The 14,777-nt window shown below is 20.7% G+C and carries 10 protein-coding genes, 1 tRNA gene, 1 other RNA gene and 2 pseudogenes; 5 read left to right on the forward strand and 9 right to left on the reverse strand.

Annotation, left to right across the window (positions count from 1 at the left end; genetic code table 4):
* Positions 1-11: 11 nt before the first annotated feature.
* Positions 12-587 (reverse strand): division/outer membrane stress-associated lipid-binding lipoprotein, encoded by a 576-nt coding sequence (dolP, locus tag AAGD61_RS01380; RefSeq protein ID WP_341765243.1) that lies wholly within the window; start codon positions 585-587, stop codon positions 12-14.
* A 390-nt stretch (positions 588-977) separates the two neighbouring features.
* Complete coding sequence (locus tag AAGD61_RS01385) at positions 978-2,348, reverse strand: penicillin-binding protein activator (protein WP_341765244.1); 1,371 nt, start codon at positions 2,346-2,348, stop codon at positions 978-980.
* A 270-nt stretch (positions 2,349-2,618) separates the two neighbouring features.
* On the opposite strand from AAGD61_RS01385, the gene rsmI reads away from it, so the two are divergent.
* Positions 2,619-3,485 carry a 16S rRNA (cytidine(1402)-2'-O)-methyltransferase gene (rsmI, locus tag AAGD61_RS01390; protein WP_341765295.1) on the forward strand — a complete coding sequence of 289 codons (867 nt, stop codon included), beginning with the start codon at positions 2,619-2,621 and terminating at the stop codon, positions 3,483-3,485.
* Positions 3,486-3,499: 14 nt separating this feature from the next.
* Positions 3,500-3,852, forward strand: an RNA gene (gene rnpB, locus AAGD61_RS01395) — RNase P RNA component class A.
* 153 nt (positions 3,853-4,005) lie between these two features.
* On the opposite strand, the gene AAGD61_RS01400 is transcribed toward rnpB, so the two are convergent.
* On the reverse strand, positions 4,006-4,665 hold the full coding sequence (locus AAGD61_RS01400; RefSeq protein WP_341765245.1) for a DedA family protein: 660 nt from the start codon (positions 4,663-4,665) through the stop codon (positions 4,006-4,008).
* A 519-nt stretch (positions 4,666-5,184) separates the two neighbouring features.
* Between AAGD61_RS01400 and AAGD61_RS01405 the strand changes: the two genes are divergently transcribed.
* The 3 genes from AAGD61_RS01405 (at position 5,185) to AAGD61_RS01415 (ending at position 6,824) form a co-directional block, all read left to right on the forward strand.
* Positions 5,185-5,257: transfer RNA gene (locus AAGD61_RS01405), tRNA-Ile, on the forward strand.
* Between the two features lie 426 nt (positions 5,258-5,683).
* Positions 5,684-6,007 (forward strand): cell division protein ZapA, encoded by a 324-nt coding sequence (zapA, locus tag AAGD61_RS01410; RefSeq protein WP_341765246.1) that lies wholly within the window; start codon positions 5,684-5,686, stop codon positions 6,005-6,007.
* A 235-nt stretch (positions 6,008-6,242) separates the two neighbouring features.
* Positions 6,243-6,824: a 5-formyltetrahydrofolate cyclo-ligase gene (locus tag AAGD61_RS01415; RefSeq protein ID WP_341765247.1), complete on the forward strand. Its 582-nt coding sequence runs from the start codon at positions 6,243-6,245 to the stop codon at positions 6,822-6,824.
* Between the two features lie 39 nt (positions 6,825-6,863).
* Here the strand turns inward: AAGD61_RS01415 and rpiA are convergent, their stop codons facing one another.
* The 6 genes and pseudogenes from rpiA to aceE form a co-directional block, all read right to left on the reverse strand.
* Entirely contained in the window at positions 6,864-7,526 is a 663-nt protein-coding gene (gene rpiA, locus AAGD61_RS01420; protein WP_341765248.1) for a ribose-5-phosphate isomerase RpiA, read from the reverse strand.
* A gap of 393 nt (positions 7,527-7,919) precedes the next feature.
* A complete protein-coding gene (locus AAGD61_RS01425; RefSeq protein ID WP_341765249.1) occupies positions 7,920-8,738 on the reverse strand; it encodes a mechanosensitive ion channel domain-containing protein in 819 nt (272 codons plus the stop codon).
* Positions 8,739-9,217: 479 nt separating this feature from the next.
* Positions 9,218-10,639, reverse strand: a complete 1,422-nt coding sequence (gene lpdA, locus AAGD61_RS01430) for a dihydrolipoyl dehydrogenase (protein WP_341765296.1) — start codon at positions 10,637-10,639, stop codon at positions 9,218-9,220.
* A gap of 102 nt (positions 10,640-10,741) precedes the next feature.
* A pseudogene (locus AAGD61_RS03275) lies at positions 10,742-11,449 on the reverse strand (2-oxo acid dehydrogenase subunit E2); the annotation flags it as partial.
* Positions 11,450-11,599: 150 nt separating this feature from the next.
* Positions 11,600-11,974, reverse strand: a pseudogene (locus tag AAGD61_RS03280) (biotin/lipoyl-containing protein); the annotation flags it as partial.
* A gap of 13 nt (positions 11,975-11,987) precedes the next feature.
* Complete coding sequence (gene aceE / locus AAGD61_RS01440) at positions 11,988-14,645, reverse strand: pyruvate dehydrogenase (acetyl-transferring), homodimeric type (protein WP_341765251.1); 2,658 nt, start codon at positions 14,643-14,645, stop codon at positions 11,988-11,990.
* Positions 14,646-14,777 lie beyond the last annotated feature (132 nt).

The following is a 14,777-nucleotide window of genomic DNA, read 5'->3' on the forward strand; positions in this document are numbered from 1 at the left end:
ATATTATAAATTTAATTTAAATAATTAAAAGCTGTAACAACTTTAGATATTCCATTGATAGAACTAACTAATTTTGATACATTATTTCCTTCTTGTTTAGTAACAATTCCTAATAAAAACACTTCACTGTTTTCGGTAATTACTTTTATATTTCCTAATTTTACAACATTACTAATTAATATTTTTGATTTTATTATTGTTGTAATTAATGTATCATTTAGCATCGTTGTTATGTTAATTGGATATCCATTACGAATTTCGTTATAAACTTCTTTTGTATCTTTTACGTTTGTTACTATTTGTTTAACATATTCAGATAAATGTAAATATGGTGATTCTCCTATTAACAAAACATTTCCTTTATATACTACAACAATAATTCTAGATTTTTTAGTAATATTCTTATTTTTATTTAATTCTAAATTTATGCGTGTTTCTAAAATAGTATCATCTACTTGTTGTATTATACTTCTTGGATCTCCAACACTTTTTGTTGCCACAACAGCAGAACAAATTATTGCTGTACTAACACAACTTTGTGTAAAAAAAACATTAAGTAATATTATAAAAATAAAAAAAAATCTCATTTTATTTTCCTTGATTTTATATAAACAATTTGTTTTTTATTTTTTTTATTAATATATTTTTATAAAAATATATTATTTTATTAATTTTGTTTTAAATTTTTTATGTTTTTAATTTATTTTATTTTTTTAAAATATTTTAGAATTAATAAATTATTTTATTTCATTAATTTTTTATATTTAAAATAATAACTTATTATAAATTTTTTTAAAAATATTAAATAATAAAAGATATATTAAATAATATCTTTTATTATTTAATATTTTTAATATTAAACATTTTTAAATTCATTATATATATTATTTTAAAATATTAATTTTAATTATTTATTTTTTTGATATTAAAATATAAATATATCAATTAATATTTTGTGTATATAATTTTATTTTTTATTAATTAATTAATTTTTTTTCACCATTTTGAAATTTTAACCATAATAATTTACGATATACAACATATTTATTAGTTAAGTTTAATAATCCAGAAACACCATTAATATATAATTGATTATTTTTTTTAAGTTTATCATAATTATTTACTAATAACCGTGCATCTACACCCATAGCATAAAGACGTAATAAAAAATAGTCATTATTTACTTTTTTTAATGCTTGTATATATGCACTATTATTATTAATATTTGCGATCATTGGAATTTCATTAAATTGTAAATTTTCCATTTCAAAATTATAGTCTATATTTAAATTATTTTGATTAATTCGAGAACTAGCATATAAAGTAGGACATAATTTTGAATTAACTGTCATTTTGATCATTGGATGAATAAAAAGTAATTCTTTATAATTAGCAAAAATATATACTGAATCAATTTTTTTATTTATTTTTTTATTTTTTAATAAATTAAATTTATCAATAATTACAGGTGTACCTACTAATTTAATTCCAATACCATTGTTAATTAATCTTTTTAATGAAGAAATTGATCCAAAAGTTTGCATAAAAACAGTTGTTTTATTTTTTTTTTGCCATTCTTTAGTAAAAGCTTTTATTATTCGTTCACCTAATTTATTTGATGGAACTAGAACTAATGGTGTTTTTTTACCTTCTTCTCTTATATGTATAGCTGCATTTTGTGCTTCGTTTTCTGGTGATAATGAAAAATAAAAAATATTTGATTTGCTTTGTAAATTTTCATCATTAAGTTCATTTAATGCTATAATTTTCATTGAGGATTCAATTTTTGTGATAGTTTCTACATTTTTTTTTAATAATGGTCCAATTATAATATTAAAATTTTCATTTTTTGCTTGTTCTAATAAATCCGATATTTTATTATTTGATGTATCAAATATTTTAATAATTTCCGTATTATTATTTTGTATATTTTCTAAATAAGATAACTTATTATTAATGTTAGATTTTTCAGTTGTTCTTTTTAAAAAAATGTCATTAAGAATTTCATTTATAATATCGTCATCTTTATTTTGTTTTTTATTATAAAATAAATGTGTATCATTTAAAAATTTTTTAAAAAAAATTTTTTTTGCATCTATAAAACCTTGTATTATAGCATTACTGTGAGTTTTAAATGATCCGGTTATAGGTAAGAAAAATGCTATTTTAGTTATATATTTGTTTGATATTTTTTTGTCAGAATCTATTACATTAGATATTTTCCAGTTTGTTAAATTTATTTTTGATAAAATATAGTTATCTTTGTAATTTTTATATATATTAAGAAGTTCAGAATATTTATCAAAAATATTGTTATAAAAAATATTTATTTTATTTTGTTGTATCATTAATATTTTTAATATTTCTTTAATAAAAAATTTTTGTTTAATATAAATAAAAGTTTTATTAATATTTTTATTGTTTTTTTTTATATTAATTATTGATTGATAATAAAATATGTTTTTTTTTTTATAAAAAATTAATTTATTTGATATATTTTGACATCCTGATAATATCAATATAAATAATATAATTATTACGTAAGTTATTTTTTTTAAAAATAAATTAATTGAAATATTCATGTGTATAATTATTTAGTTAGGTTACTAGTGAAATTAATTGATCAACAAAAACATAATGTAATCAATGTACATACAATTTATGTTGTACCAACACCTATAGGTAATATAAAAGATATTACTGAACGCGCTTTAGATGTTTTAAAATATGTAGATCTTATAGTATCTGAAGATACTAGAAAAACTAAAATTCTGCTTAAACATTTTAAAATTAATACAAAAACATATTCGTTGCATGATTATAATGAGCGAAAAAAAACACCTAAATTAATAAAAAAACTTCAATATGGTTATAGTATAGCATTGGTTTCTGATTCAGGCACCCCATTAATTAATGATCCAGGTTTTTATTTTATAAATAGTTGTCGTAAAGTAGGAATTAAAGTTGTTATTTTACCAGGTGCTTGTGCAATTATCACAGCACTTTTATCATCTGGTCTACCTACTTTTAGTTTTTGTTATCAAGGATTTTTACCAACAAAAACTAAAAAACGTAAAAATATTTTAAAAAAACTTGAAAAAGAAAGTCGTACATTAATCTTTTATGAATCAACTCATCGTTTATTATATACGTTAGAAGATATTATTGAAACTTGGGGTGATGATCGTTATATTGTTTTAGTACGAGAATTAACAAAAGCATGGGAAAATATTGAAGGTCGTCCAGCAAAAAAATTATTAGAATGGATAAAAGAAAATGAAATCCGTAAACGTGGTGAAATAGTATTAGTTATCGAAGGATATAAAGATCTTAAAAATAATTTAAATATATCTGATGATGTTATTTTTACATTAAATTTATTACAAAAAGAATTATCTCCAAAAAAAGCTGCATCAATAACTGAAAAAATTCATAAATTAAAAAAAAATATTTTATATGATTTTATGATAAAATATAATAAATAATTTTGTTGTATTTTGAAGTTGGCTAGACAACCGCTGTTTTTGATATTTTAAAAGCAGAGGAAAGTCCGGGCTCCATAGGGTATAGTGCCAGATAACTTCTGGGAGGTGTGAACCTCGACTAGTGCTACAGAAAATAAACCGCCGATGACTTAAAATGAACAGGTAAGGATGAAAAGGTATGGTAAGAGCATACCGCATTATTGGTAACAATAATGGCATAGTAAACTCCACTTGGAGCAAGACCAAGTATAGGTATTATAAATGTGACCCGCATATACCGGGGTAGGTTGCTTGAATTAACTTGTGAAAGTTAATCTAGATAAATGGTTGTCTATAACAGAACCCGGCTTATAGGCCAACTTCTTTTTTAAAAAAAATATGATAAAAATTTTTCGTTTGTTTTAAATAATTAAGAAATATTATATATATTATTTTTAATATTTTTTTTAAAATTTTTATTTTTTTTAATTATATATTAATATAGGATTAATCTATTCATTTTTAATAAAAAACTATTTTTTTATTTTGAATAAATATTTTTTTTTATAAAAAAAGCAATACTACCTAAAAATCCAATAATTAATAATATTATTGGAATTAATATTAATATATTAGTAATTCTATATTCATATTGTTGAAATAATTGACTTTTATAAAAACTATAACCAATAAAGGTCAAAATTAATACCCATAAAAAACCACTTAATAAATTAAATATTTGAAAACTTTTGAGTTTTAATTTTGTAAAACCTGCTATTATTGGTAATAAAGTTCTTATAAACGGTAAAAATTTGCCAATTAATAAAGATAATAATCCATGTTTATATAATAAGTTATATGCACGATAATGATAATTTTTTGGTAAATTTGTAAACCATTTTTTTATTAACCTAGAATTACTAAGCCATTTTCCTTGAATATATCCAAACCAACATCCTAAACTTGTTCCTAAAGTTAAAATAAATATAGTTAATGGGTAATTTAATATATTTTTAGCAATTAAAACACCAACTAAAATTAATAAACTATCTCCTGGTAAAAAAGCTGCAGGTAAAATTCCATTTTCTATAAATAATATAATAAATAATATTAAATAAATCATCCATATTAAAGATGAATTATATAAAATGATATAATTTTGATCTAAAATATCAAAAAAAAGTTTTTTAAATAATTCCATTTAATAATTTCCCATATCAATAAATTATTTTTAATTTAACAAAATATACTAAATATTTAATTAAATAAATATATTATTTTAATTAAAAATTTTAATACGATATTTTATATTATATTATTGATTAGTTAATATATTTTTTAAATAAAATTTATAATTTTATTTTTTTATTACATTATTATTTAATTTTTAAATTAAACATTAATATGAAATAATTATTTTTATAACAATTGTAATTAAATAATTTTATAAAAATGTAAGTTATAATAAAACTTATATTTTTATAATTTTAAATTTTGTATTTTTAATTATTTTTTTAAAAAAATAATTAATAATTTTATAAAATTATATATATTTATATTAAAAATTATTTGAAAATATATTATTTAAATTGTATCATTATTATATATGTAAAATTTTTTTAATATATTATTTTTATTAGAATTTTTTTAAAATAAGATAATTAATTATTTTAAATAATTAAAATTAAATATGATCATGTTTTAATAAAAAAGTATTTTTGGCCCCTTAGCTCAGAGGTTAGAGCACTCGACTCATAATCGATTGGTCACTGGTTCAAATCCAGTAGGGGCCATATTAAAAAATAATTTTAATATATAAAAACATATTTAATATTATTGATATAAATAATATATATTTGATGTTGATTAATGATTATTTATAAAAATATATTTATATAAAAGTGTTTATTTTTTAAAAAAAAATTAATATTTTATGTATTTATTTTTATGTAATTATATAAATAATTAATGTATTTTTTTTATAAAATTAATAAAAATATATTTATATAATTTAATTATAAAACTTTGTTGTTTGCTATAGATTTATAAAAAATATTTTTGTAAAAAATAATATTAAAATTAGTTATTTTATATTTTATTAATATAATTAAATATTTTAAAAAATTTTAATAAAAAAATAATTTTATTTGTTAATTGTGATGTATTATAAAAATATAAAATTGTATCATGATATATATTTTATATATTGAGGTAGTAATATGTCTGTACAAGCAGTTGATGTTAAGATATTTGGGCGTTTAATACGTGTTAATTGTCCAATTGATCGAAAAGATGCTTTGATTCAATCAGTTAAAGATCTCGAAAATCGTTTGCAAAATTTAAAAGATAAAAGTGGTGTGACAAATATAGAACAACTTATTTTTATTGTAGCATTAAATATTTGTTATGAATTAACAGAAGAAAAAACAAAAACTAGAGAATATGTATACAATATGGAAGAAAAAATAAAAATATTACAAAATACTATAGAACAAGCACTTCAAATTCAAGTAAAAATTACTGATAGTAGATTTTTAATGTAGTTTTTTATAATTATATATTAATATTCATTAAAATATTAAAAAATTGTTTTAAATATATTATGTATAAGCAAAAAAAATAAAATCGTCAAAAAAACAATAAATTTTATAAATTATAATTATTTTATATATTTATTTATTTTTAATAATGTTTTTATATACTAAAATAGTATATTTTAATATATAAAATATAGTTTTATAGTTTTTTATTATTTATAGATATGTTAAATAAATTATTATGTTTTGTAAAAAACAAATAGTAAGGAATTTCATAAGAAATATTAGACATAAATTAACTTTTGAAGAACAAAAAATATCTGCAGAAAAAATTATAAAATTTATTTTATTTCATCCTAAAATAATAAAGTCTAAAAATATTGCTTTATATCTTTCATTTGATGGTGAAATTAATACTAGACCATTAATTAATGAATTATTAAAAAATGGTAAAAATATTTTTTTACCTGTTATTAATCAATTAATTCCTCATCATTTGGACTTTTTGTATTTTGATTCTAAAACTAAGTTAATAAAAAATATTTTTAATATTGATGAACCTAAATTAAATAAATGTAAAATATTACCAATAAAATATTTAGATATTATAATTGTTCCATTAGTTGCTTTTGATAATAAATGTAATAGATTAGGAATGGGTGGTGGTTTTTATGATAAAATTTTACAAAATTGGTCAAAAAAAAATTTTTATCCAATTGGACTTGCACATAATTGTCAGTATGTAAAAAAATTATTTTTGACAGAACTAGATGTTCAATTACCTGAAATAATTACTCCAGAAAAAATATGAAAAAAACAATAAAATATATTTTTTGGTTTTTTATTTTTAATAAATATCTTTTTATTGTCTGTAATTTATTCTTATTCCTTCTGGTGTTCCTATTATAGCTATATCTGCACTACGTTTTGCAAATATTCCAACTGTTACTACACCAGCAATTCCATTTATTAAATTTTCTAATTTTATTGGATTAGTAATATATAAGTCATGCACATCTAAAATTAGATTACCATTATCAGTTATGACATTTTTACGAAATTTTGGTATTCCACCTAATTTTTTTAATTCACGAGCAACGTAATTACATGCCATAGGGATAACTTCAATTGGTAATGGAAATTTTCCTAAAACATTAACGTACTTTGATTGATCTACAATACAAATAAATTTTTCTGCAATAGCAGAAATAATTTTTTCTTGTGTTAACGCAGCCCCGCCACCTTTTATCATATACATGTAATTGTTTATTTCGTCAGCACTATCAACGTATATATCTAATGAGTTTATTTCATTGCAATAAATTATAGATATTCCGAGTGATTTTAGTTTTTCAGTAGTTTTTATAGAACTAGGTACAGCTCCTTTTATTTTATTTTTCATTGTTGCTAATGCATCAATGAAATATGATGTGGTTGAACCTGTTCCTACACCAACAATACTATTTGGTTTTATATATTTTAATGCAGCCCAAGCTACAGCTTTTTTTAACTTATTTTGAGTCATACTAATACCTTTTAATCAAGTCAGTTATAATTATATTAAAATGTTTAAATATTTAATATTTATTTTATTTTAAAAATAAAAATTAAAAATATTTAATATAATCAATTAGTATGTTTTATTATTAAGTTTATTAATTTAATTAAAAATGAATATTTTGTTTTTTTATTTTTTAATAAAAAATTAATAATAAAAAAATAATAATTTGTTTTATATTTTAAAAATATTAATTTTAACTATTTTAGATTAAATCTAAAATATTATTATTAAGTATAAAATATTATATTTAATATTTTAAATATGATATTTTTGATATTTATATATAAAAATCAGATAAAATATATATTTAAATTTTAAAATAAATTTTAAAATATTTAAAATTTATCTTTAAAAAAATTAACATATTTCTTGAGATATAATATTTATGTTGCTGTTATATAATTTTTGTTTTAAGTTTTTTAATAAGTCTAAATATACTGGCCAAGCATCATTATTTGTAGTTCAAAAATTAATTATGTAGTCTAAAGAATAAGGAGATATTTTATATAAACGAATAAACATACCATTATTTTGTTGAATACGATTTTCGTCTTTAAGAATTTTATATAAAATTTCTTTTGTTGTATTAATATTAGAATTGTGATCTACACTAATTATTATATTTTGTTGTATATTTTTTTTATTAGTTAAATTAATAATATTGTTGTTTATGATTTTATCATTTGGAATGATTGCTATACTATTTTCAATAGTTTTTATTATAGTAAAAAAAAATTGAATTTTTTTTACATACCCTTCTATTGAACAAATAATTACATGTTCTCCAACTTTTAATGGTCTTAATATTATTAATAAAATTCCAGATATAAAATTTTTTAATGAATTTTGTATTGCTAATCCAAACGCTAATCCTATAGTACCTATTATTGCAATAATAGGAGCTGTTTTTATACCAATTTTATTTAATACAATAATTAAAGTAAAAGTAATTAATATATAACGAAAGATTGTGGATAATAAATAATTAATTGTGGTATCAATATTTTTTATTATCATTATATTTTGTATCCAATGTTCTATAAATTTTGTAATTATTATTCCTATAAAAAATATTATTAATGCAAATATTATGTTAATAATATAATTAGTTAATAATTCTTGATTTATTAATATTAGATTAGTTATTTTATTTAGTATATTTGTAATATAAATCATAAATACCTTGATTTTATATGGTTTTTTAGATATTTTTATTATTATATTAATTAAAAATTAATTATTTTTATTTATAATATTATAATTTTATATATATTAAAATTTTAAATAAAAAAATTTATGTTTTAAATTTAAATATTAAACATAAATTTTTTTAATTTTTTAAAATTATTTTTTATAATATTTTTATATAATTTTAGACATTTAAAATTATATAAAAATATTATTTAGTTTTATTAACTTAAAAAGTATTTAATTTATTAAATAATAATAATATATAAATATATATTAAAAATATATTTAAAAAATAATATTTATATATATTTATAAAAATATTAATCTATATTATTTTTTAAATTTTTTTATTAAAAAAATGAATTAGTTTAATTATTAAAATTAAATTAATTAAAAGCACAATTACATTGTATTGTGTAATAATGCTTTTAGTTTTATAGTTTTTTTTAAAATAAATAAATAAATTATTTTTTAAGTTTTATATTTTGTAAATCAGTAATAGTACCTTCATGAATTTTAGCAGCCATACAAATTGTTTCATATAAAGTTGGATGTCCATGAATAGTTAAAGATATATCTTCTGCATCACATCCCATTTCAATTGCTAAACCTATTTCTCCAAGCAATTCACTACCATTGACCCCAACAACTGCTCCTCCTATTATTTGATTTGAATTTTTATCAAAAATAAGTTTAGTTAATCCTTCTGTATAACCAGAAGTAATTGCTCTTCCAGATGCATTCCAAGGAAAAATTGAGACATCATATTCAATATTTTGTTTTTTTGCTTCTTTTTCAGTTAATCCAATCCATGCTATTTCAGGATAAGTATATGCAATTGATGGGATAACCTTTGGATCAAAATAATGTTTTAAATTACATATAACTTCTGCTGCAATATGAGATTCATGAATCCCTTTATGGGCTAACATAGGTTGTCCTGTAATATCACCTATGGCAAAAATATTTTCAATATTTGTACGCATTTGTTTATCTACATATATAAACCCATTTTCATTAACTTTAATACCAGCTTTATCTGCATTTATTTTTTTACCATTTGGTTCTCGTCCTATTGCTACTAAAACAATATCATAACGTTCTTTTTGTAAAATTGAATTTTTATTTTCTATAGAAACATAAATTCCATCTTTTTTTGCTTCAACTGATGTTATTTTTGTTTCTAATAATAATTTAACTTGTTTATTTATTTGTTTTGTAAATACTTTTATTATATCTTTATCGGCATTTGGGATTATTTGATCAGACATTTCAACTATATCTATTTTACTTCCAAGTTCATAATATACACTTCCCATTTCTAAACCGATAATTCCACCTCCTATAATTAACATTCGCTTTGGAATTTCTTTTAATTCTAAAGCATCTGTAGAGTCCCAAATACGATGATCTTTAGGCATAAATGGCAATCTGATTGGACTAGAACCTGCAGCAATAATAGCATTATCAAAATTAACTATTGTATTATTATTTTCTTCATTAATAATTAATTGTTTTGAATTATTAAATTTACCAAAACCTTTAATAATTTTTACATTACGATTTTTTGCCATATAACTTAAATTATTAGTTAATTTATTAATAATTTTTTCTTTTAAAATACGAATTTTATTAATGTCATATTTTGGTTCATTTAAAATAATACCACTTTTAATTAATTCTTTAACTTCTTTAATTATTTTAGTAACATGCAATAAAGTTTTAGATGGTATACAACCAGTATTTAAACAAACTCCTCCTAAAGTAGATGATGATTCTATTAAAAAAGTTTGTAAACCTAAATCTGCACATCTAAATGCTGCTGAATATCCAGAAGGACCTGCTCCTAATACTACTACTTGAGTTTTTAATTCTTTATTCATAATAAAACACCATTATTATTTTTATATAAAAATTATTTTTTTAAATTTATTTATGCATGTATTATTAATATAATAATTATTGTTTTTACTAAAAACTTTAATATATTACATTATTAAATATCTAATATCATTTATTATTTTTTTAATAGTAATTAAAAAACGAGCTCCGTCCGCACCATCTATAATACGATGATCAAATGATAACGATATAGGTAATATGTTTCTAGGAATAAATTTATTTTCATCCCAAACAGCTTTTATTGATGAACGTGATATACCTATTATTGCTGTTTCTTGTCCATTTATAATTGGTGTAAATGCAGTAGTTCCTATAGTACCTAAATTAGAAATTGTAATACATCCATTTTGCATATCAGATGGTATAAGTTTTTCAGATTTAGCTTTATTAGAAATATCAATAAGTTCATTAGATATTTCTATAATACCTTTTTTATTAGGATTTTTTATAATAGGTACTAAAAGTCCATTAAATGTATCAACTGCAATACCAATATTAATATATTTTTTTAAAAATAATTTATTTCCATCTTTTGAAATTGAACTATTTATTTTTGGATTTTTTTCAAGTGCATGAGCAACTGCTTTTATTATAAAACTTAATATAGTGATTTTTATTTTATCATGTTTTTTTTCTAATTTTTTATTTTGATTTTTACGAAATTTTTCAAGTTCAGTTATATCAATATCTTCTATTAAAGTTACATGAGGAATAGTCATCCAATTATTAGTGATATTTTTATTAGAAATTTTCTGAATACGTCCTATTTTTATTTCTTGAATTTCATTGTTTTTAATATTATTATGTTTTGAACTTTGTGTACATATGTTAGATATAATAGAATTATTTAAGGTATTATTTTCTATAAATTTAATTGCTTGTTTTATATAAGTTTGAATATCTTCACGTAAAATACGATTTTTACGACCAGTACCATTAATATTAGCTAAATTAATGTCGAATTCGCGAGCTAATCGTCTTATTATTGGTGTTGCGTGAACATTTAAATTATTTTTGGTATATTTTTTTGTACAAGGTATTTGTGATTTTGATAAATTTTCTAATGTTTTCGTTTTTTGTGATGAATCTATAGTATCAAAAACCATAATTACAAATCCAGTTTTAATTTTATCACCAATTGAAATTTTAATTTCTTTTACTGTTCCAGAAAAAGGAGAAGGTATTTCTATTAATGTTTTATCGCTTTCAACAGTAATAATAGATTGTTCAGTAACAACTGAATCTCCTATATTTACCATAATTTCAGTAACCTCAACTTCGTCAGAACCGATATCAGGAATACATATTTCAGTAAACATTAATTATCACCTATTATGCTAAACGCGGGTTAATTTTATTTGGATCAATATTATATTTTTTTATTGCATCTTCTACAATTTGTATGTTTATTTCACCACGTTTTGCTAATTCGTTTAATGATGCAACAATTATATATGTTTCATCTATTTCAAAATAATAACGTAAATTTTTACGGCTATCAGAACGTCCAAAACCATCAGTTCCAAGTACGTGATAGTCATTTTTTGGCAAATATGCACGAATTTGTTCTGCAAAAAGTTTCATGTAATCTGTTGAAGCTACTATTGGATATTCATTTATTATTTGAGAAATATATGGAATTCGTTGTTTTTTTAATGGATGTAACATATTCCAACGTTTACAATCTTGACCATCACGTGCTAATTCAGTAAATGAAGTTACACTATATACATCTGATGCAATATCGTATTCACAAGATAATATATTTGCTGCATTACATACATGACGCATCATTGAACCAGAACCTAATAATTGAATTTTAGCTTTATTTCCATCAATTGAGGTTAATTTATATATTCCTTTACGTATACCTTCTTCAACATTATTTGGCATTGCATGCATATGATAATTTTCATTAAATGTTGTTATGTAATAAAAAATATTTTCTTGATTTTTACCATACATGCGATTCAACCCGTCTTGTATAATAACAGCAACTTCATATGCATAAGCTGGGTCATAAGAAATGCAATTCGGAATTGTTAATGATTGAATATGACTATGTCCATCTTCATGTTGTAATCCTTCACCATTTAATGTTGTTCTTCCTGAAGTAGCACCAATTAAAAACCCGCGAGCTTGTTGATCTCCTGATGCCCACAATAAATCCCCAATTCGTTGAAAACCAAAAATAGAATAATAAATATAAAATGGTATCATTGGTAAATTATTTGTACTATATGATGTAGCAGCAGCTAACCATGATGAAGCAGCACCTAATTCATTAATACCTTCTTGTAAAATTTGACCTTTGCAATCTTCTTTATAATAAGAGATTATTTCGCTGTCTTGAGGGGTATATTGTTGCCCATTAGGATTATAAATACCTATTTGTCTAAATAATCCTTCCATACCAAAAGTACGTGCCTCATCAGCAACTATTGGAACTATACGTTCTTTTATAGATTTATTTTTTAACATTATATTTAATATACGTAAAAATGCTATTGTTGTCGATATTTCTTTATGTTGTTTTTCTAAAAGTTTGCTAAATTCTAATAAAGTTGGAATATTAAGTTTTTCATCAAATACAGAACTACGAATTGGTAAAAATCCACCTAATGATTTACGTCTTTCATGTAAATATTTATATTCTTCTGAATTTTTTTCGAATGTTATATATTCTAAATTTTCAATATTTTCATTAGAAATTGTAATATCTAATTGTTTTTTAAAATAATGTAAACTATCGATATTTATTTTTTTTACTTGATGAGCAATATTTTTACATTCCATTGTTTTTCCCATACCGTATCCTTTAATTGTTTGCACTAAAATAACAGTAGGTTTATTTTTTGTTTTTTCTGCTTTTTTTAAAGCAGCATAAATTTTTTTATGATCATGACCGCCATGATTAAGTTCCCAAATTTCGTCGTCAGTCATGTCTTTTACTAAAAAAGCAGTTTCTGGATATTTGTTGAAAAAATATTTTCGAATATAAGCACCATTACGTGATTTAAGTGTTTGATAATCACCATCAAGAGTTTCATTTAATAATTTGATAAGTTTACCGCTATTATCTTTGTGTAATAATACATCCCATTTATCCCCCCATATAACTTTTATTACTTGCCATTCAGCACCAATAAATATTTTTTCTAATTCATTAATAATTTTACCATTGCCTATTACTGGTCCATCTAAACGTTGTAAATTACAATTAATTATGAATACTAAATTATCTAATTTATCTCTTGTCGCGATAGTAATAGCACCTTTAGATTCAGGTTCATCCATTTCCCCATCACCTAAAAAAGCGTAAACTCTTTTAGTTGATGTATTTTTTATACCTCTATTTTCGAGATATTTTAAAAATTTAGCTTGATAAATTGCATTTATTGGACCTAGACCCATTGATACAGTAGGAAATTGCCAAAAATTTGGCATTAATTTTGGATGTGGGTATGAACATAAACCATTACCATTAATTTCTTGTCGAAAATTATTCATTTGTTCTTTTGTTAAACGTCCTTCTAAAAACGCGCGAGCATATATTCCTGGAGAAATATGACCTTGAAAAAAAACAAGATCTCCACCATCTTTGCTATTTTGACCACGAAAAAAATGATTAAAGCAAACTTCGTATAAAATAGCTGATGATTGATAAGAGGCTATATGACCTCCAAGATCTAAATTTTTTTTAGAAGCACGTAAAACAATAATAACTGCGTTCCATCTGATCGCAGAAAGTATTCGTTGTTCTAAATTTATATTTCCAGGATAAACAGGCTCATCTTCTACTTGGATTGTATTAATATAATTTGAAGATTTAATATTGTTAATATCAACACCATTTTTTTGAGCTTCGTTTATTATTTGTTTAATAATAAATTTAGTTCTGGTAATACCTTCTTTATGAATAAGTGATTTTATTGCTTGTAACCATTCAAATGTTTCAATTGGATCCACGTCATTTTTTATATCTGACACGGTATTTTCCTTAGTTTTATTAATTATTTATTAATACATATTCAATTTTTTTATATATTTAAATTATTTAAATCATTGTATTTTACAAATAAATTATTTATGTTATAGTTAAAATTTATTTATAAATATTAT

Source organism: Candidatus Providencia siddallii (assembly GCF_964026685.1).
GTDB lineage: Bacteria > Pseudomonadota > Gammaproteobacteria > Enterobacterales > Enterobacteriaceae > Providencia_A > Providencia_A siddallii_A.